Raw genomic sequence first — 19706 nt, 5'->3', positions numbered from 1 at the left:
TCAAGCCTTGATGCGCTTCATCTCAAGATCATAGAGCGGCTTCAGCGACACCGTGCAGGGAATACGCTCCCTCGCAACGTCCAGTTCATAGGTTCCCGACAACACGAAATCCTCGGTCACGCCGTCGGGATTGCGGATGTAGCCGTAGCCGATCGGTTTGCCGATCGTGTAGCCGAAGCCGCCGCTGGAAAGCCAGCCGACACGTTTGCCATTCCGATAAATGGTTTCGCGCCCGAGAAGGACGGTCTCCGGATCGTCCGGCACGACGCAGGCGAGCATCTTTTTCACACCCCCTGAAAGCTGGCGCTCGATCGCCTTGCGGCCACGGAAGTCGATGTTCTTCCTCGTTTTGACTGCCCAGGCGAGCCCGGCCTCGATCGGTGTATGATCCGGGCCGATATCCGAACCCCAAGCACGATAGCCTTTTTCCAGACGGCAGCTTTCGATGGCACGGTAGCCGGCATTGACAAGACCGAAACCGCTCCCGGCAGCCATCAAGGCATCATAGACCGTCGTTGCATATTCGACAGGGACATGGAGTTCGTAGCCCAATTCGCCGACATAGGTGATCCGCAACGCCCTGACGGGGCAGCCCACGATGCCGATGGTCTTTACCCGGCTGAACGGAAAGGCCGCCTTGGACACATCACTGGTGGTGACTTTCTCAAGGACATCGCGGGAATTCGGCCCCATCAGGGAAAGAACCGAATAGGCCGATGTCACATCGACAAGCTCGGCCCGCATATCTGCCGGAATATTGCGGGCGATCCAATCGAAGTCGCGAGTGGCAAAGCCGGTGCCGGTAACGATGTAGAATTCGTTCTCGGCGATGCGGGCGACGGTGACGTCGCATTCGATGCCCCCCTTGTCGTTCAGCATCTGTGTGTAGGTGAGCGATCCGGCGGGCTTGGCGACATCATTCGAGGCGATCCACGAAAGAGCGGCCTCTGCATCCCTCCCCTTCAGAACAAACTTTGCAAAAGATGTTTGATCGAAGATGACAGCCGCTTCGCGCACGGCCTTGTGCTCGCGGCCGACGGCATCGAACCAGTTCTGACGGCCGTAGGTATAGACGTCCTTCGGCTCCTCGTCGGCAAAGAGATCGGCGAACCAGTTCGGTCGCTCCCAGCCGAGCTTTTCGCCGAAGCAGGCGCCCTGAGCCTTGAGGCGATCGTAAAGCGGCGACTTGCGGCAGGGGCGACCACTCGAATGCTCTTCGAAAGGCCAGGCCATCGTATAATGCTTGCCGTAGGCCTCCAGCGTGCGAGTACGCACCCAGTCGGTATCGAAGTGGGGGCGGCCGAAGCGGCGGATGTCGACCGGCCAGAGATCATAAGGCGGCTCACCTTTGGCGACCCACTCGGCGAGTGCCATGCCGGCACCCCCGCCGGAGGCTATGCCGAAAGCGTTGAACCCGGCGCCGACGAAGAAATTCCTCAGCTCCGGCGCTTCGCCGAGAATGAAATTGCCATCCGGCGTGAAACTCTCAGGTCCGTTCAAGAGCTGTTTGACCCCCGCCTTCTGCAAGCCTGGAACCCGCTCCAGCGCCTGCTCCATGATCTGCTCGAAGTGATCAAAATTGCTGTCGAGCAGCGTGTAATGGAAACCTTCGGGAATGCCATTCACCGCCCAGGGGATTGGATTCGGCTCATAGCCGCCCATGACGAGCCCGCCAACTTCTTCCTTGTAATAGGTCAGGCGATCCGGATCGCGCAGCGTCGGCAGATTGGAAGGCACGCCGAAGGATTCGGTGATGATGTACTGATGCTCGACGGAGACGAGCGGCACGTTGACACCGAAACGGGCAGCGAAAGCCCGGGACCACTGACCGGCGCAGACGATGACGCGTTCGCATTCGATGCGGCCTTTTTCGGTGATGACGGCGCGGATCTTTCCTTTGTCGATTTCCAGGTCGAGAACTTCCGTATCCTCGAAGATCGAGACGCCGGACATCCGGGCGCCTTTTGCCAGCGCCTGCGTGATGTCGGAGGGATTGGCCTGGCCGTCGGTCGGCAGATAGGCTGCGCCCACAACGTCGTCGATCGTCATCAGCGGCCAGAGTTCGAAGGCTTCCAGCGGAGTGAGCAATCGCATGTCGAGGCCGAAAGACTGCGCTGTCGTTGCCTGGCGCTTCACCTCGGTCCACCGCTCTTCATTGCAGGCAAGCCGCAATCCACCGTTCATCTTCCAGCCGGTGCCGAGACCGGTTTCGGCTTCAAGTTTTTTGTAAAGATCGACAGAATAGCCAAGCAGCTGGGTGATGTTGGCGCTGGTGCGCAGCTGGCCGACGAGGCCCGCCGCATGGAAGGTGGTGCCGGAGGTGAGCTTCTTTCGCTCGAGCAGCACCGTATCCGTCCAGCCGAGCTTGCCCAAATGATAGGCCGTCGAGCAACCGATGATACCGCCGCCGATGACCACAGCTTTCGCCGTCTTCGGTAATTCCTTCGCCATATTACTGGTCCTGTTCAAATGCCTTGTAGGCACGCTCGAAGCGCGCGAGGTTTTCGACTGTGTAGGCCGCATAGTTGAAATCGATGGTCGAATGGATCTCGGAAACCATGCTCCAAAGGGTTTCGCGGAGCAGAGATGAACATTTCATGGCGCTATAGCGCCGCCAGAGATCCCGCGTCAGCGGCCGGCCGAAATAGGTTTCCAGCATTTGCCGCTCGGCATCCTCCGAAAACTCGTTGTTGGAGGCGAGGCCGCCGAGGTCAAAGAGCGGCGTGTTGAAACCCGCGTAGTCCCAATCGATCAGCCAGAGACGCTTGCCGTCATCAAGGAAGTTCGCGGCGAGAAGGTCGTTATGGCCGAAGGCGATATCGAAAGGGCCGGCGGTTTGCTCGAGCAGTTCGGCCTTTTCGAGCAGCGCGGGAAGCATCGGCGCATGGTCGCTTTCAGCGGCAATCAGAGTGGCCGCATAGTCGCGGATGACATGGAAGACCCAGAAGATCATCGCCTGGCCACGGAAATGAAGGGCGATGTCATGATGGCAGGCGCGAACCAGTGGCACGATGCGGGCGAGCATTTGCGCATCCTGGATGTCTTCCGCCATCAGAGCCCGCGCCTCGATGAAATCGAGGACGAGCACGCCGGGCTCATAATGGATGACCGCGGGCGAAAGTCCGGCAGCGTAGGCTGCCTGGCTCGCTGCAAACTCGTTCTGGCGACTGATATGATGAACCGGAATATCGGCGCCGAGGCGTACGACGCGGCGCGATATGCGATCGGTTACGAGATAGTTCCGGTTGGTAATGCCGCCGGCAATCGGTGCGATTTCGATCGGGCCGTGCCAGATGCCGAGTGCATGAATCCTATCTTCAGGCGTCACGCTTTCCCCCTCGCAACCCACCTGCAAAGGATGGGCCAGAGCAGGCTTGGCTGTCAAGCAGAGCAGGCTTTATATCGTGGCACCCGAAGCATCGAAAACATGACAGCGGGCGGGGTCGAAGGACGCCGTCACATTCGTTCCGCGCTCAACCTTCTGCTGACCGTCGAGAGCCACGGTCAGGTGCTGGCCGTCCGGCGTCTTCGTATAGAGCATGGTGGCGCCGCCAAGGTTTTCGACCAGGTCGATGTCGACGGTCGCAAGTGCAATGCCGCCATCGGCCACGGACAAGTGTTCCGGACGGATGCCGAAGGTAACCTCCTGACCGGCCGAACCTTTCAAGCGACGCGGCAGGCGGATTGAATTGCCGCAGACATTGATCGTCGTGTCGCCGTCATTGACCCGCTCGATCTTCGCCTTCAGGAAGTTCATCTTCGGACTGCCGATGAAGCCTGCGACGAAGCGATTTGCCGGATGGTTGTAAAGGTCGAGCGGAGCGCCGACCTGCTCGATGCGGCCCGAATTCAGTACCACGATCTTGTCCGCCATGGTCATGGCTTCGACCTGATCGTGGGTGACATAGATCATCGTGTTGCCGAGATTGCGGTGCAGGCGGGAAATTTCGACGCGCATCTGAACACGCAGCTCCGCATCAAGGTTCGACAACGGCTCGTCGAAGAGAAAGATGCGTGGCTCGCGCACGATGGCGCGGCCGATCGCGACGCGCTGGCGCTGACCGCCGGACAAGGCCTTCGGCTTGCGCTCCAGAAGCTTCTCGATCTGCAGGATTTCAGCGGCGCGGCGCACCTTCGGTTCGATCTGGGCCTTCTTGTATCCAGCCGTCTCAAGACCAAAGGCGAGGTTCTTGTAGACCGACATATGCGGATAGAGCGCATAGGACTGGAAGACCATGGCGATGCCGCGCTTGGCAGGCGCCACTTCGTTCATGCGCTCGTTGTCGAGCAGCAGACCGCCGCCTGAAATCTCCTCGAGGCCGGCGATCATGCGCAACAGCGTGGACTTGCCGCACCCGGACGGGCCGACGAAGACCACGAACTCGCCGGGATCGATCGTGAGGTCGATGCCATGGATGACATCCAGCGACCCGTAGCGCTTCTCGACCTTCTGAAGAACGACACTTGTTGCCATCTTCTAAACCCTCTCCTGGTCCGTTATCTCGTTTTTGCACGCCAGTCGGCGTATTTAGGGCTGTCGCGACCGATGGGCAGCGCTATGTCTGCGCCGCTGTCGGACGATTGATAGATTGCTGTTACCAGCTCCAGCGCACGCCGGGCATCGGCGCTGGTGACCGGCAGCGGGCCATGACCGCTGAGGTAGTCATGAAAGCGGGCCATTTGCGTGTTGAACCGGGGGGCAACCGGTCGCCAGTCGCCAACCGCAGCGTCGATCCTTGCTTGCACTTCGTCGTTTGCGGCGATGATCTGCCACGGCCCCTTGCCCGGCGCGTAGGGATCGTGGTTGCTTTCGAAAGTAACGTTCTCGAAATGCAGCCGCAGCCGGCTGATCTGCTGCTGCGAACCCAGCGTGCAGGAAAGCGAAACGAAGGCGCCATTCTGCATCTGAAGGCTGACGGAGGCGCAATCTTCCACCTCGATGTTATTGACGCGAGTGGCAACCCTGCCAAAAACGCGGGCGGCCGGACCTGCGAGATGGAAGAGCATATCGTGCAGGTGCAGCGCATGCGTTACGAGTACGCCGCCGAGTTCAGTTGCCCATTTGCCGCGCCAGGGAACCGCGTAATATTCGGGCTTGCGCAGCCAAAAGGTCTCGACAGCGCCCATGTAGAACTTGCCGGCTATGCCTGCGTCGATGATAGATTTCGCCTTCTGGATGCCATCGCCATAACGATACTGAAAAATCGGCATCAGAGCGCCTTTGGCACTTTTTTCAGCCTCCACGATCTCATCAACAGCGGCGAGGGAGCCGGTGAGCGGTTTTTCACAGACGACATGCTTGCCCGCCGCAAGAGCTGCCACGACCTGTTCACGATGAATGCCGGGTGGTGTGCAGATGTCGATGATGTCAATTTCGTCGTCGCCCAGAAGCTCCGTAAAGGACGTCGTACGCTTCTCAATTCCAAACTCGTCGCCGACCGCTTTCAGCCGCTCCTCATTGAGATCGCAGATGGCTGCGACCCTGAACTTATCCGGATGCGGCAGGTAGCCCTCGACGATGTGAGAACGCCCGATACCGCAGCCGACGATGGCAACAGTCTTGATGCTCATGTCACTTTCCCATCCGCATCAGCGCTTCATGCCGGTCGTGGCGATGCCTTCGATCAGCAGGCGCTGGAAGAAGAGGAAGAAGAAGAAGACGGGCACGAGCGAGAGCGTCGACATGGCGAATAGGCCGCCCCAATCCGATGCGCTGGTCGAGTCGACGAAGGTTCGCAGACCGAGCTGGATCGTGTAGGTGTTCATGTCATTCAGGTAGATCAGCGGACCGAAGAAATCGTCCCAGGTCCATATGAAAGAGAAGATTGCGGCTGTTGCCAACACTGGCAGCGATAGCGGCAGCATGATCTTCCAATAGATGCGCCAAGCGCTGCAACCGTCCATCATCGCGGCCTCATCCAGTTCGCGCGGGATGCCGCGGAAAAACTGCACCATGAGGAAAATGAAAAAGGCGTCGCTTGCCAGGAACTTCGGCACCACCAGCGGCAGGATGGTATTGACCCAACCGAGGTTCAGGAAGAGCACATATTGCGGGATCAGCGTCACGTGATAGGGGATCATCAGCGTGCCGAGCATGATCGCGAACCAGAAGTTCCGGCCAGCAAAGCGCAAGCGCGCAAAGGCGAAGGCAGCGAGGGAACAGGCAATGACATTGCCGACCACCGTCAGCACCGAAATCACCAGGGAGTTCCAGAAGAACCGACCGAAGCTGACATCGAGGCCGACCCATCCACGAAGATAGGATGAGAAATCAATGGACGATGGAAAAATCGACGTTGACGTGAAGATTTCGTTTTCCGGCCGCACCGAAGCCGAAACCATCCAAAGCAACGGATAGAGCATCAGGAGCGAGCCGCCGATCAGCAGGGCATGGACCAGGATCGAGCCCGGCAGGCTGCGCTTGTTGACGTCCGAGGGCGGCTGCGGGGCGGTGACAATGGCAGTCATCTCAGTCATCGTAGTGCACCCAGTAACGCGAGGACAGGAACGAGAACGCGGTGAAGATCGCGATAATGATCACCAGAATCCAGGCAAGCGCCGAGGCATAGCCCATGCGGAAGTTGCCGAAGGCTTCCTGGTAGAGATATAGCGTATAAAATAGCGTCGAATTGATCGGGCCGCCGGTGCCGCCGGAGATGATGAAGGCGGGCGTGAAGGCCTTGAAGGCGTCGATCGTCTGCACGACGGCGTTGAAGAAGATGACCGGCGTCAGAAGCGGCAGCGTGATCTTGTAGAACTGCCGGAACTTCGACGCGCCATCGAGACTGGCGGCTTCGTACATGTCCTGCGGGATCTGACGCAAACCGGCAAGGAAGATGATCATCGGCGAGCCGAACTGCCAGACGCTCAGCGCAACCAGCGTATAGATTGAATAGTTCGGATGCGAGATCCAGCTCGGTCCCTGAATGCCAAATTGTGCAAGTGCCGCATTGACCAGGCCGTCACCGGCAAAAAGCTGGCGCCAGAGTACGGCGATCGCCACGCTCGCGCCGAGCAGCGAGGGCAGATAGAAGATAGCGCGATAGATTGGCAGGCCCTTGATGCCCCGGTTCAACGCCAGCGCAACCATCAGCGCAAAAGCAAGCTTGAAGGGCACGGCCAACATCACGTAGGTCAGTGTGACCGACATCGCCGAGGCGAATTTCGGATCGGCAGTGGCGATGCGCACGTAGTTTGCCGCGCCCACCCAGCCCGGCGACCTCAACATGTCGAAGTCGGTGAAGGATAGGTAAAGCGACATCAGGGCAGGTCCGAACGTCAGCCCGAAGAAACCCAGAAGCCACGGCAGCAGGAAGAGATAGCCTGGAGCATTGGCATTCCACAGCCGCCTGAACCGGCTGTCGGCCACCGCCCCCCGATACCGTTCTACCGTCGCCGCCTCTGCAGGCATCGTGCGCATCGCATTATTCATATGGATCAGCCCCGCGCGAGAATGCGCGTAAGTTCGTCCACGAGCTGCTTGGCGCCGTCTGCCGCTGTCAACTGCCCGAAGCCGACCTGCTCAGAGATGTTTCGAAGCGTGAGCTCACCCTCACCGGCACCCGCAGGCGGCGGCGGTGGCAACTTGCCGGCGAGATCGCCGAGGCCGGAGACGTATTCCAGCGGCACTTTCCCGACAGCGTCGAGCTTGGCTGCCACGACCTCACGCATCGCTGCCGATTCCGGAATGCCGCGTTCAACACCCAGCGCCAGTGCTGCATCCGGGTTCGTGACGAAGAAGTTCACGTAATCGACTGCCTGATCGACCACTTTCGACTGAGCTGAAACCGAGAAGAACATGGAAGGCTTGCGGTAGTGGCCGCCCTTCGAATCCTTTGTCACTCGCATGTGGTTTGCCAGAGTGAGCTTGTCCTTGTTCATCTGCTGGTATGCCACGAATTGGTTCGAGTGCGCGAAACCAGCGGCAGACTTGCCAAGGGTCAGCGTATTGGTCTCGATGTCGTTCTTGTCCAAAGCCTGAATGTCGGGCGGAACGCATGCACCGCTTTCACGGAACTTGTTCCACATATCAAACCATTCGGATGCCTCTTCGACGCCAAAGCCAATCTTCGCATCAGCAGTATAAAGCGCCTTTCCGCGTTGGCGGAGGTAGTTTTCGAAAAGCGGCTCCCCACCGCTGCCATCGGCCATTCCGAACATGCCTTTACGCTTGCCGGCCTTGGTCAGTTCGGCTGCCATCTTGCCAAACTCTTCCCAGGTCGTTGCCTTTGTCGGAAGATCGATGCCCGCTTCCTCGAAGGCGGTCTTGCTCAGCATGGTGGCCGCCGAATTCGCACCCAGACTCACACCATAAAGATGCCCATCGACGCTGCCGCCCTCGATCTGCGCCTTGTCAAAGTCACCTAGATTGAGCTTCGACGGCATGTAGGAATCGAGAGGCGCAAGTGCGCCGCGGTGTGCATACTCGACGATGTAACGGTAATCCATTTGGATAACATCGGGGGCATTCTTGCCAGCGACCTGCGTGGCGAGGCGAGGCCAATAATCACCCCAACCGAGAAACTCGCCGGTTATCGACGTGCCCGGATTCTTTGCCTTGTAGAGTTCCGATACCTTGTTGGTGCGATCTGCACGTGGCTGGGATCCCCACCACAGCAGACGCAGTCGTGTATCCTGCGCAAAGGCATTGGAACCAAGTGCCGAAAGCGAGAGAAGCGTTGCCCCGCCCGCCATGAAATTACGTCTGCTTACGCGTAGTGTCATCTGTTTTTCCTCCTCCCTTGGGGAGCGCCTCCACACGCTCCTTGCTGGTTTCTCTTGCAACAAATAACTAATTGGTTACAAGCTATGGACAAGCATCGGGCCTGTCAAGCGGTGATAATTTCGCGAGGTTCTCCTCCCGGATTGTCGCTTTTACAATCTCGCACCGAAGCCTTATGAGCGCAACAGAGCGTCTGGGGAGATGAGCGGATGGATAATAGCGGCGAGACCGGGGAAAAGAAAAAAGCCAAGCGGGTGGCCGGTGATCGCGTATTGCAACGCGACCCCGAAAGAACCAAGGCCGCGATCCTGGAAGCAGCTACCCGCGAATTTGCCGAAAACGGCATGGGCGGGGCGCGCGTCGACGCAATTGCCGAGCGGGCCGGCACCAATAAGCGCATGCTCTATCACTATTTTGGCGACAAGGAGCAGCTCTACCTACGTGTGCTGGAGGAGGCTTATGTCGGCATCCGTACAGCGGAGCGTGCCCTGCATATCGGCGACCGCAGCCCGGAAGAAGGAATCGGCGAGCTTGCTCTCTTCACCTGGCGCTATTTCCTCAAGCATCCGGAGTTTTTAAGCCTGCTCGGTACGGAAAACTTGCACCGCGCCCGCTGGCTTCGCCAATCCGTCCGGCTCAAGGAATTGCATTCTCACCTGATCGGTGAGCTCGCGCGGGTCCTAGAGCGCGGCAAGAAGGAAGGCGTCTTCATCGAGAACGCCGATCCCCTTCACGTCTATCTAACGATCGCGTCGCTCGGATACTTCTACCTTTCGAACCAACATACGCTTTCGACGATCTTCGGGCGCGAACTGATTGAGCCCTCAAATCTCGACAGTTGGGAACAGCATATCGTCCACGTGACCCTCGCTTCGATCAAGCGCTGAAAATTCAAAATTTGATTTGACTATTGACAGCCCCGCTTCCGATCTGCCATCAAGTAACCGTTTAGTTACTGGCTTGGGAGGGCCGGGCAACGCCCGCTCCCGCCGTTCGACAATTTGGCAGGGAGAAATAAGATGGCTCGTCTGGGGATCATTTTGCACGGCGTTACAGGCCGCATGGGCTACAACCAGCACCTAGTGCGATCGATCCTGGCCATCCGCGACCAGGGCGGTTTGTATTTGAAATCCGGCGAGCGGCTGGAGATCGACCCGATCATCGTCGGCCGCAACCGCGACAAGATGGAAGAGTTGGCGAAGAAGCACAATATCAAGCGCTGGTCGACAGATCTGGACGGAGCGCTCGCCAACCCGGACGACCAGATTTTCTTCGATGCCGGAACGACATTGATGCGCGCCGAGCTGCTTTCCAAGGCACTCGATGCCGGCAAGCACGTCTATTGCGAAAAGCCGATCTCCGACGACCTGCAAGTGGCCGTTGACCTTGCACGGAAAGCGCGAGCCTCCGGCCTCAAGCACGGTGTCGTGCAGGACAAACTCTTCCTGCCGGGTCTTCGCAAGCTGGCGCTGCTGCGCGATTCCGGTTTCTTCGGCAAGATCCTCTCGGTGCGCGGCGAGTTCGGCTATTGGGTTTTCGAGGGCGATTGGGGCGTTCCGGCGCAGCGGCCGTCCTGGAACTACCGCAAGGGCGATGGCGGCGGCATTATCCTCGACATGCTCTGCCACTGGCGCTACGTGCTCGACAATCTTTTCGGCGAGGTGAAAGCGGTTTCCTGCCTCGGCGCAACGCATATTGGCAGCCGCGTCGACGAGCAGGGAAAGACCTACGCCTGCGATACGGATGATGCGGCTTATGCTACCTTCGAGCTTGAAGGCGGCGTCATCGCGCAGATCAATTCGTCCTGGGCCGTTCGCGTGCGCCGCGACGATCTCGTGACCTTCCAGGTAGACGGCACGCACGGTTCTGCCGTCGCCGGTCTTACGAAATGCTGGACGCAGCATCGGGTCAATACGCCGAAGCCGGTGTGGAATCCGGACCAGCCGCAAACGATCGACTTCTACCAGACATGGGACGAGGTGCCGGATACGCAGGCATTCGACAACGGTTTTAAGGTGCAGTGGGAAATGTTCCTGCGCCATGTCGCCGAAGACGCCCCCTGGCCCTACGGCCTAGAGGCGGGCGCCAAGGGCGTCCAGCTTGCGGAGTTGGGCCTGAGATCTTGGGCCGAGCGCCGCTGGCTCGACGTTCCGGCATTGGAGTTCTGATATGCAGACGATCAATCTTCCCCTCGACGGCAGGATCGCCCCCTATACGCTGACCGGAACGCCAATCGAGCTCAAGAAGCGTGATGCGAAAGATTTTCCGCGCGTGGTCTTTGCCGCTGCCCATGTCGTCGCCGACCCGCTGGCGGACAACGATCCATGGTTGACGCCTGCCATCGATTGGGAACGGACCCTCGCCTTCCGCCACCGCCTTTGGGACCTCGGCCTCGGCGTTGCCGAAGCGATGGACACGGCGCAGCGCGGTATGGGACTTGGCTGGCCCGAAGCGCGCGATCTCATTCGCCGAGCTCTTGCCGAAGCACGCACTCGCAAGGATGCACTGATCGCCTGCGGCGCCGGTACCGATCATCTGGCGCCCGGTCCCGACGTGACGATCGACACGATCATCAGGGCCTACGAAGAACAGATCGAAGCCGTCGAGGCAGAGGGCGGGCGCATCATCCTGATGGCAAGCCGCGCGCTTGCGGCAGCTGCGAGAGGGCCGGACGATTACATCCGCGTCTATGACCGCATCCTGCGGCAGGTGAAAGAACCGGTCGTCATCCACTGGCTGGGCGAGATGTTCGACCCGGCGCTGGAAGGCTATTGGGGTAATCCGGATCACGTCAAGGCCATGTCCACCTGCCTGCAAGTGATCGAGGCCAATGCCGCAAAGGTCGACGGCATTAAGGTTTCCCTGCTTTCCAAGGAGAAGGAAATCGCAATGCGCCGGCAACTGCCGAAGGGCGTGCGCATGTATACCGGCGACGACTTCAACTATGCGGAACTGATAGCCGGCGACGAACAGGGGCACTCCGACGCCCTGCTCGGCATCTTCGATGCCATTGCTCCGGCCGCCTCCGCCGCTATGGAAGCACTCGGCCGCAAGAGCAACCGCGAGTTCTTCGACTTGCTCGATCCGACCGTTCCGCTTTCACGTCACATCTTCAAGGCGCCGACGCGCTTCTACAAGACTGGCGTCGTCTTCCTTGCCTATCTCAACGGCCTGCAGGACCACTTCACGATGATCGGCGGGCAGCAGAGCACGCGTTCACTGACGCATCTCGCGGAGCTTTTCCGGCTGGCGGACAAGGCGCGCGTACTTGCCGATCCCGATATGGCGGTCAACCGCATGAAGCGCGTGCTCGCCGTTCATGGCGTTTACTGACGCCGATCGGGAGCGGGAGGAATTCATATGCAGGTCGAAGGACTTTCGATCAACCTTGCGACGATCCGTGAACAATGCGGATTTGGCCAAGCCGTCGATCTCTGCCTGAAGCACGGCATCACCAGGATCGCACCCTGGCGGGAGCAGGTCGCGAAAGTTGGACTCGCCGAGGCCGTTCGCATCGTCAAATCGAACGGACTGAAGCTGACCGGCCTTTGTCGCGGCGGTTTCTTTCCGGCGGAAAACGAGGCGGGATGGCAGAGGAACCTCGACGACAACAGGCGCGCAATCGATGAGGCTGCCGCGCTCGGTGCCGATTGCCTCGTGCTCGTCGTCGGCGGGCTGCCGGGCAGTTCCAAGGACATCGGCGCAGCGCGCCAGATGGTGTCCGACGGTATCGCTGCGGTATCGCCGCATGCAGAAGCCGCCGGCATGCCGTTGGCAATCGAACCCCTGCATCCGATGTATGCGGCCGACCGAGCCTGCGTGAACACGCTCGCTCACGCGCTCGATATGTGTGAGCAGCTGGGCGAAAACGTCGGCGTTGCAATCGACGTCTACCATGTCTGGTGGGATCCGGATCTCGCCAACCAGATCGCGCGCGCCGGCCAGATGAAGCGTATCTTCGCGCATCATATCTGCGACTGGCTGGTGCCGACAAAGGACATGCTAACCGACCGCGGCATGATGGGCGATGGCGTGATCGATCTCAAAGGCATCCGGCGCATGATCGAGAAGGCAGGCTTCCTCGGCGCGCAGGAGGTCGAAATCTTTTCGGCAGAGAATTGGTGGAAACGGCCAGCGGACGAGGTCATCGCGACCTGCGTCGAGCGATACCATAGCTGCTGCCAAGCATAGTTCGATACATTTCAGCACGCCTGAGGAGGATCATTCGATGGAGAAACGCCGTTTTGCACTGATCGGGACAGGAAATCGCGGAACCACCATGTGGGGCAAAGAACTGCTCGCCGGTTGGCGCGAACATGTCGATCTCGTCGCGATCGTCGAAAAGAACTCTCTTCGCGGCGAGCGCGCCCGCACGATGATCGGCAGCAATGCACCGATCTACGAGGATATCGATGCGATGCTGGCCGAGGTCAAACCGGACCTTGTCATCGTCTGCACGCCGGATCAAACGCATGATGCGATCGTCGTTCGGGCGCTGGAGGCCGGGATCGACGTCATCACCGAAAAACCGATGACGACCGCAGTCGACAAGATTCGCCGCATCATCGACGCCGAGAAGCGCACCGGCAGGCGCGTCGACGTGTCATTCAACTACCGCTATGCGCCGACCGCAGCCAAAATCAAGGAATTGCTCAATTCCGGCGAGATCGGCCGCATCAGTTCGGTCGATTTCCACTGGTATCTGAACACGAAACACGGCGCCGACTATTTCCGTCGCTGGCACGCCTATACCGAAAATTCCGGCAGCCTCTTCGTCCACAAGGCCACGCACCATTTCGATCTGCTGAACTGGTATCTCGACAGCGATCCCGAAGCCGTGACGTCCTTCGCCGACCTACAGAATTACGGCCGCAAAGGCCCCTTCCGCGGCCCACGCTGCAAGCTCTGTCCGCACACCCATGAATGCGACTACTATCTCGATCTGGAGGCAGATCCCTTCCTGGACGCACTCTACGAGGAACCGTCGAAGATCGACGGATACTTTCGCGACGGCTGCGTCTTCCGCGAGGATATCGACATTCCGGACACGATGGTCGTCAGCATCCGCTATCGAAACAACGTGCATGTCTCCTATTCGCTGAACACCTTCCAGCCGATCGAAGGCCACCATCTGGCATTCAACGGCACCAAAGGCCGAATCGAAATCCGCCAGCATGAAGCCCAACCCTGGGAGGTGAAGAAAGAGGATGAGATCCTGCTGATCCGGAATTTCCCCAATGGGAAGGAGGCGGTCGAGCGTATCATCGTGCCGCATTCGTCCGGCGGCCACTACGGCGGGGACGACCGGATGCGCAATATGATCTTCAAGCCGGACATGCAGGACAGGCTTCATCAGCGTGCGGGAACGCGTGCCGGGGCCATGTCGGTGCTTTGCGGCATTGCAGCGCTTCAGAGTTCCCGCACCGGCAAAGTCGTCAATCTCGCCGATCTGATGCCTGAGCTTGCCAATGACGACTCGCCGAATTCCCGCAGGGTCGAATAGGCTCAGGCCATCTTTTCGAGATCCGCAAGGGTGACGCCATAACGAAGCGGCTCGCCCTTTAAGAAACGTTCGATCTCGTCCGCCGCCATTTCGCCGAGGCGCATGCGCTCCAGTCCGACGGCGCCTGCAATATGGGGCGTCAGGAACAGATTCGGCAGATCGTAAAAGGCCGATGAAGGCTCGGGAATTTCCGGGTCCGTTACATCGATGATGGCATCGATGCGGCCGGTTGCAAGCGTCGCCAGCAGCGCAGCTTCATCGATGATTGCGCCCCTAGCCGTGTTGATAAGAGTTGCGCCGTCCTTCATCAAAGCCAGTCTGTCCGCATCGATCATATGCTGCGTGGAAGGCAGAGACGGCGCGTGAAGCGAAATGATGTCGGAAACCCTCATGAGAGTATCCAGCTCGACCTTCTCTGCTCCAAGCCCTTGGGCTTCAGCCATGCTAATCGTCGGATCGAAAAGGACAAGCCGGTAGTCAAACGGCTCCAGCAACTTGATGACGCGACGGCCGATCCGCGATGCACCAATGATGCCGACCGTGCGCCGGTAGTTGCCGATCGCCAAACGCTGCATCGGATGGGTGCGGTCACGGTTGCGGTCTGTCACGTAACGGTCGCGGAAGCGGAAAACCTGTTTGCCGGCAAAGAGAATGGCTGCGAGCGTAAACTCCGCGACCGGTGCGGCATTGGCTTCAGCGGCATGGCTGACCGCAATCCCGGCCCTGAAAATCTCTTCACCGATAATGCCTTTGACGGTGCCGGCCGCATGAGCGACAATCTTCAAACGCCTCGCTGCGGCAAGCACCTCACCGCCCACCTGCGGCGCCCCCCAGCCTGTAATGAGGATTTCCGTCTCCGGGAGCACGCGCCGGGCGCGCTCATCAGAGAAATTCTGCAGCGGCTCGCGGTCGAGCAAGCGGCCGATGACTTCCAGGCGTTGAAGCAACTCATCCGAGACGACATGTTCGGTGCGTTCCGGATGCATGGCAAACGCGATGCCGGGACGGCTCATGGCATCTGTCCCGGCGCGACAATGGCGCTGACCGTCACGCCGTATTCCCTCACCTGCTGCTCCAAAGCTCCGATGTCCGGGACAACAGGGCGCTTCATCCAGGCCCCGGAAACAGCTTGCGGATCATTGATTGCGAGCACTGCCGTGATCAGCACGGTCTCACCTGCGGGGATTTCGCCGCGCAACTGCGGCACCAATGTCTTTGCCACAATGAGGTTCGTATTCGGCAAGGCTTTCTGCGCAAGGCCGGTGCGCGTCACGGTCGAGCCAAGATCGGCGATGCCGGAAAAATCACTCTCTCCAATGACATGCGCGGCACCTGCTTCTACCGAAAGCGTATCAAGATCGAAATCCCGTTTGGCGATCGCGAAGCCGCCTTCGGACGTCTGCAGCGCACGTGGCGTATTGATCCTGTGAACGCGAATATGCCAGGGCGCAGCCGGTACGAGCCATGTTTCGACCGAGACATCCTTGAACGGCGACCACTTCGAATAAAGCACGTCACCGGCAATCTTGGCTTCCGCATTTGTCTCGCGAACTCGGTAATGCAATCCATCGTCGCTGAAAGCCAGCGCCGAATCAAAAGCGCCGCCGGCGAAATTTCGCTCGTCGGCCTCAACACTGAATCCGTAGCGCGCTGAATATGCGAATTTTGCGTATTTTTCCGTTCCAAAACGCATCTGCAAATTTTCCTGGCCGGAAGAAAGCGCCACGACATCGCCACCCGCCCGTATCATGACCATGCCCGGATGGCGCTGCGGGGAGACGGCGACCGCTTCCGGCGCCGTTTCCTTTGACGTCCAGAACGGATGATCTGCTGGAATTGCGAGCGGCAAGAAGGCCTTGAAAGCCCAATAGGGCGAGCCTGCAGAATTATAACTCTCCGACATCAGCAGGTTGGGATAGCCGAAACCGATTGAAAGGATGCCGTCTCGGTTCGTCATCGGCTTGTCCCTCCACCAGCGCAGATGCTGGAGGCAAAGATGCTTGACTTCACCCCACGGCAAAGCTTCGAGGTCGGCGAAGGCAAGCGCCGACCAGAAACCTGCGCAGGCGAAACGGTATGTCAGGCTGCGGCCGAAGGGGATCGTCGCACCGTCGGATGCAAACCAGTTCTTGAAATCCTTCGCAAAAAGTACTGCCCGTTCGCGGTATCGCTTGGCATAGTCATCATCGACAAGCTTCGAATAAATCAGGCCGTAAAAGTGCATCGCGAAGGGAATGTAGTGATCGATACGGCGCACATTGCCGTCGCGATACCAGCCATCGCCGATATCGAAGCACTCCAGCTCTTACAGATATTGCCTAGTGAGGCTGCGATCGAAATCCGCTCCCAATCGGTCAAGCGCTATATCGACGAAGATGCGGAAGAACTTCCAGTTGTTGTCGGCGTAGTCAAACTGGCGCGCGTGCTTGAGATAGGCGATGACGTTGTTCCGGGCATGACCATCTAATGGCTCCCAGATCTTTTCCGGGACAAGCGCCAGCGCAAAACCGAGCGCGGCAAGCTCCACCATGCGCTGGTCGCGGCCGTTGACCGTGCCCCAATATTCCGGATGCTGCGGATCGGCGCCATTTGCGAGGCCTTCGGCGAAACGTTTCCAATGCTCGAAGCGGCCGTTTCCCGCACCCAAAGGAGCAAGACCCCACAGAGGCCGGGCGAAGCCTTCCAGATCGGCCGCGGCACGATCGAAATGTGCGCCAGCGCCATCCAGCCGCACGCGGGCATTGCCCTTCGAAAAGTAAGGCAGCAGTGGATCGAAGAGATCGAGAAGCGCGCGGCCCATGTCCTCGCGGGTTTCGAGCGGGTTGCCTGCAAGCGGATTGGCGCTGGCCGGATCATAGGTCATCGGAATCACTCATGAGGTTGCAACATCAGATACTGTGCCCCCGGCAACGGGGATGACCCCGAGGCATACATGACGGGCGGGGGCCGCCCGGTCGCGGAAACGCGACATCATCAGACCGATCGCCTCCCGGCCAAGCGCCGCACGATCGACGCGCATGGTGGAAAGCGGCGGATTGGTCATCAATGCGCAGGGCAGATCGTCGAAACCGACGATCGCAAAGTCTTCCGGCACCCGAAGGCCAGCTTCCGTGACGGCTTCCAAGACACCGACTGCAATAAAATCGTTCATGCAGAAGGCGGCAGTGAAGCCGGCGTTCTCCGCAAGAATCGCCGCCGTCAGCTCATGCGCCTCGCGGCTGGCACTGCCATGAAACGTCATCGGCACAAGCCGGCCTTCGGCATCCGGGACCGAGGTTATCGCCGCCTCGAAACCGCGAACACGCTCGCGGATCGTATTGCGGTGGGAACCGGTCAGATGGAGGATGCGGCGGTGGCCGGCCTTCAGCAGCCGCTGGGCAGCCTGGAAGGCACCGAAAAAATTGGAAGGCGAAACACCGTCGAGTCGGAGCTGAGGATCCGTCCCGTTGACGAGGACAACCGGAACTTTCTCGTCGTCGATCCAGCCGCGCAAAGCCCCACTCGGATCAATGCCGACGAGAAAGAGACCCTCGGCACGCGCCGACTTTAAATAGTCGCGAATGACCTCGGGCGTCGCGCGGTCTTCCCGGATGAGGCGAACCTCAAACGACATACCGTGCTCGGCTGCCGCTGTGCGCAGACCCTCGACGATGGATTCGTAGAAAACGCTCAGTCCGCCCGTGACGCCATCGCTGGCAATCAGCGCAAGTCCGCCCGGAACCGCTTCCGGAGCAGACCTCACCTGGTATCCATGCTCGGCCGCCACCCTCAGAATATGCTCGCGCACGCTTTCGCTTATGCCTGGCTCGTTGGCAAGCACGCGTGAAACCGTCGAAACGGAGACGCCTGCTAAGGCTGCGATGTCGGCCTGACGCAGCCGTCTGGGTTTGATTTCGTTCATAACTCAAACATATGCAAATCATGCAAATTTGCAATGATAATATAATTTGTTGCAAACCGAAATTATTTGCGTACTCTACCCCAGACATGCTCGAGAACCGTTGGAGGACGGCACGGGCAGGCGACAAAGGAGGATCATCATGCAGATCAATCGACGTTCATTTCTGATGGGCTCGGCCGGTGTGGCTACGGGCCTCGCATTCGGCGCTGGGAGTGCCATCCCGGCATTTGCCGAAGACGCGCAACTGCGTGCCATGTGGTGGGGTTCTAACGACCGCGCCAAGCGTACGCTGGAGGTTGCAAAGCTCTATCAGGCCAAGACGCCGGGCGTCACCATCGTCGGCGAGTCGCTCAGCGGCGACGGCTATTGGACGAAGCTCGCGACGCAGATGGCTGGCCGCGCGATCGCCGATGTGTTCCAGCTCGAGCCCAGCACGATCTCCGATTACTCGAAGCGCGGGGCCTGCTTGCCCCTCGACGAGTTCGTTCCCTCGGCGCTCAAGGTCGATACCTTCGGCAAGGATATGCTGAAGCTGACGACCGTCGACAGCAAGCTCTATGGCATCGGCCTCGGCCTTAACTCCTTTGCGCTCTTTTTCGATCAGACCATCTTTGAAAAGGCTGGACTTCCCTTGCCGACGCCAGACCTCACCTGGGACGAATATGCCAAACTGGCCGTCGAGCTTACAAAAGCTGCCGGCAAGGACAATTACTGGGGCGGCCCTTACGGCGCGCGCTATGCCTATGTTTTCGATGCCTGGCTGCGCCAGCGCGGCAAGAGCCTTTACGCCAATGGCAGCCTGGGCTTCGACGTCGAGGACGCCAAGGAGTGGTACAGCTTCTGGGAGGACCTGCGCAAGAAGGGTGGCACGGTCGCGGCGGATGTACAGACGCTCGACCAGAACACCATCGACACCAACTGCCTGGCGCTTGGCAAATCGGCGATCGGCATGGCCTATTCAAACCAGCTCGTCGGCTATCAGTTGATCTCGAAGAACAAACTGGCGATCACTATGCTACCGCGCGAAAGGAAGGGTGGTCCCTCCGGCCATTACTACCGTCCCGCGCTTATCTGGAGCATCGGAGCGACGACGAAGAACGGCGAAGCGGCCGCCAAGTTCATCGACTTCTTCGTCAACGACATCGACGCCGGCAAGATCCTGGGAGTGGAACGGGGCGTGCCGATGTCGGCGACCGTACGCGAGGCGATCCTGCCGAACCTTAACCCGACGGAGCAGGATACCGTCAAGTACGTCAACCTTCTTAAGGATCAGGTCGGCGATTACCCGGCTCCTGCCCCACTTGGCGCGACGGAATTCGACCAGCGCGTCCTTCGGCCCCTCGCTGACGAGCTCGCGTTCGAACGCACGACGCCCGCCGATGCCGCCGCTCGCCTGGTGGAACAAGGCAAGGCAACGATCAGAAGCTGAATCCAGGTTTCTCCTCCCGGAAGGCCCGCCCTCGTAAACTGACCCCTGACCGTTGATGTCCAACTTTCACGGGTCAGTTCAGCCTGGCGGGCCTCTTTATTGAGCGTTGGTTGCGGGGCTCCGGCCCCTGCCTCTTCTACCCATCTCCGCT

15 protein-coding genes and 1 pseudogene are annotated in these 19706 nt (G+C 59.5%); 6 read left to right on the top strand and 10 right to left on the bottom strand.

All coding sequences use genetic code 11. From position 1 onward, the window contains the following. From C9413_RS05365 to C9413_RS05335, 7 genes are all read right to left on the bottom strand, one after another. A complete protein-coding gene (locus C9413_RS05365) occupies nucleotides 1–2451 on the bottom strand; it encodes an FAD-dependent oxidoreductase (RefSeq protein WP_039843473.1) in 2451 nt (816 codons plus the stop codon). A 1-nt stretch (nucleotide 2452) separates the two neighbouring features. Further along, on the bottom strand, nucleotides 2453–3328 hold the full coding sequence (locus C9413_RS05360) for a phosphotransferase (protein ID WP_039843472.1): 876 nt from the start codon (nucleotides 3326–3328) through the stop codon (nucleotides 2453–2455). Nucleotides 3329–3397: 69 nt separating this feature from the next. Then, nucleotides 3398–4474 carry a sn-glycerol-3-phosphate ABC transporter ATP-binding protein UgpC gene (gene ugpC, locus C9413_RS05355; RefSeq protein ID WP_039843471.1) on the bottom strand — a complete coding sequence of 359 codons (1077 nt, stop codon included), beginning with the start codon at nucleotides 4472–4474 and terminating at the stop codon, nucleotides 3398–3400. Between the two features lie 23 nt (nucleotides 4475–4497). After that, nucleotides 4498–5571 (bottom strand): Gfo/Idh/MocA family oxidoreductase, encoded by a 1074-nt coding sequence (locus C9413_RS05350; protein ID WP_039843470.1) that lies wholly within the window; start codon nucleotides 5569–5571, stop codon nucleotides 4498–4500. An 18-nt stretch (nucleotides 5572–5589) separates the two neighbouring features. After that, complete coding sequence (locus C9413_RS05345; protein WP_039843469.1) at nucleotides 5590–6477, bottom strand: carbohydrate ABC transporter permease; 888 nt, start codon at nucleotides 6475–6477, stop codon at nucleotides 5590–5592. Further along, complete coding sequence (locus C9413_RS05340; RefSeq protein ID WP_039843468.1) at nucleotides 6470–7432, bottom strand: sugar ABC transporter permease; 963 nt, start codon at nucleotides 7430–7432, stop codon at nucleotides 6470–6472. The genes C9413_RS05345 and C9413_RS05340 overlap by 8 nt, the downstream gene beginning before the upstream one ends. Nucleotides 7433–7437: 5 nt before the next feature. After that, entirely contained in the window at nucleotides 7438–8724 is a 1287-nt protein-coding gene (locus C9413_RS05335; RefSeq protein ID WP_039843467.1) for an ABC transporter substrate-binding protein, read from the bottom strand. Between the two features lie 207 nt (nucleotides 8725–8931). On the opposite strand from C9413_RS05335, the gene C9413_RS05330 reads away from it, so the two are divergent. From C9413_RS05330 to C9413_RS05310, 5 genes are all read left to right on the top strand, one after another. Next, nucleotides 8932–9609, top strand: coding sequence for a TetR/AcrR family transcriptional regulator (locus tag C9413_RS05330; RefSeq protein ID WP_039843466.1), 678 nt, complete (start codon nucleotides 8932–8934; stop codon nucleotides 9607–9609). A gap of 132 nt (nucleotides 9610–9741) precedes the next feature. Further along, entirely contained in the window at nucleotides 9742–10890 is a 1149-nt protein-coding gene (locus C9413_RS05325; protein ID WP_039843465.1) for a Gfo/Idh/MocA family oxidoreductase, read from the top strand. A 1-nt stretch (nucleotide 10891) separates the two neighbouring features. Then, nucleotides 10892–12055, top strand: coding sequence for a dihydrodipicolinate synthase family protein (locus C9413_RS05320; protein ID WP_039843464.1), 1164 nt, complete (start codon nucleotides 10892–10894; stop codon nucleotides 12053–12055). A gap of 27 nt (nucleotides 12056–12082) precedes the next feature. Next, a complete protein-coding gene (locus C9413_RS05315) occupies nucleotides 12083–12913 on the top strand; it encodes a sugar phosphate isomerase/epimerase family protein (protein WP_039843463.1) in 831 nt (276 codons plus the stop codon). A 37-nt stretch (nucleotides 12914–12950) separates the two neighbouring features. Next, a complete protein-coding gene (locus C9413_RS05310; RefSeq protein WP_039843462.1) occupies nucleotides 12951–14225 on the top strand; it encodes a Gfo/Idh/MocA family oxidoreductase in 1275 nt (424 codons plus the stop codon). A 2-nt stretch (nucleotides 14226–14227) separates the two neighbouring features. Here the strand turns inward: C9413_RS05310 and C9413_RS05305 are convergent, their stop codons facing one another. The 3 genes and pseudogenes from C9413_RS05305 to C9413_RS05295 form a co-directional block, all read right to left on the bottom strand. Further along, nucleotides 14228–15238 carry a hydroxyacid dehydrogenase gene (locus C9413_RS05305; RefSeq protein ID WP_039843461.1) on the bottom strand — a complete coding sequence of 337 codons (1011 nt, stop codon included), beginning with the start codon at nucleotides 15236–15238 and terminating at the stop codon, nucleotides 14228–14230. After that, nucleotides 15235–17088, bottom strand: a pseudogene (locus C9413_RS05300) (DUF2264 domain-containing protein). The gene C9413_RS05305 and the pseudogene C9413_RS05300 overlap by 4 nt, the downstream one beginning before the upstream one ends. A 9-nt stretch (nucleotides 17089–17097) precedes the next feature. Beyond that, a complete protein-coding gene (locus C9413_RS05295) occupies nucleotides 17098–18126 on the bottom strand; it encodes a LacI family DNA-binding transcriptional regulator (protein ID WP_039843460.1) in 1029 nt (342 codons plus the stop codon). A gap of 139 nt (nucleotides 18127–18265) precedes the next feature. Here C9413_RS05295 and C9413_RS05290 point away from each other — a divergent pair, with 139 nt between their 5' ends. Continuing rightward, on the top strand, nucleotides 18266–19555 hold the full coding sequence (locus tag C9413_RS05290; RefSeq protein ID WP_039843459.1) for an ABC transporter substrate-binding protein: 1290 nt from the start codon (nucleotides 18266–18268) through the stop codon (nucleotides 19553–19555). Nucleotides 19556–19706: the final 151 nt, after the last annotated feature.

The organism is Rhizobium sp. SEMIA 4085, assembly GCF_013004495.1.
Lineage (GTDB): Bacteria > Pseudomonadota > Alphaproteobacteria > Rhizobiales > Rhizobiaceae > Rhizobium > Rhizobium gallicum.
This window is presented reverse-complemented; position numbering and strand designations above follow the sequence as displayed.